The sequence below is a fragment of the Acinetobacter sp. ATCC 27244 genome (assembly GCF_000156555.1).
In the GTDB taxonomy this organism is placed as follows: Bacteria; Pseudomonadota; Gammaproteobacteria; order Pseudomonadales; family Moraxellaceae; genus Acinetobacter; species Acinetobacter haemolyticus.
Genome location: NZ_GG665955.1, coordinates 120,314 through 121,086 on the forward strand (window position 1 = coordinate 120,314; position 773 = coordinate 121,086).

Sequence of the window (773 nt, forward strand, 5' to 3'; positions counted from 1 at the left end):
CAATCAGTTTGAGCCAACTCAGTTAGCTGCTCATTCAATATCAAAAGCTTTTCTTTAGCTCTATCAATATTGTTTTTAACCACGTCTAAGTTTTTCATATTATTTCCTCTAAAAACAACAACTTAACTAACTTTATGATAAGTATTTTCGCTTCCTTTCCGAACATTATCAAGTAAATCATTGTTTTTTATGCAGAAATATTTAAATAAGAATAATTGTCATTTAAGCTATCCAGTAGCCTTGGACGGCCCCGCGCAGTTGCCCACCCCACCTGCGGTTTACAAATAGGGCTGATTTACTGCAAGGAGGGTCATTGGATAAAGGGCTTTGTAAGCTTGTTGATATTAGGTTCTTCTGTGGCTTAGGCTAATTTTGTGATACTGCATTTCACTGCAAATTACTAAAACCGAGATTCAGGTTCATAGATTCCCTTCCGAATACCGTAATTGCGCTTTCTTTCCTCCATTTCATTCTTTGAAATATTTGCACTTTTAAATATTTCTAGGACTGAAAATGGAATTCTTAAAACATAATCAAATTCGGGTTGTTTTGGGAGTGATGCTTCCCAAGGTTTCAACTCATATAGTGAGGGTAAATTTTTGGGTATATTGAAACCGTCTTCATACTTTCTAAAATTTTCATTGAATTGATAATTTCTATATTTATCTAAATCATCAAATTCAAAAAAACCAAATCGATAAGAATAATCACGGACAAATAAAATCTTACATCCAAATATTTCATCTGGTTTACTTTCATGATCAGTTCGCACT

Annotated in this window: 1 protein-coding gene; it reads right to left on the reverse strand. The window is 33.4% G+C overall.

Going from position 1 to position 773, the window contains the following annotated elements:
- Nucleotides 1–400 precede the first annotated feature (400 nt).
- Nucleotides 401–773, reverse strand: a 373-nt coding sequence (locus tag HMPREF0023_RS08765; protein ID WP_223804346.1) for a hypothetical protein, incomplete at its 5' end; no start/stop codon positions are given.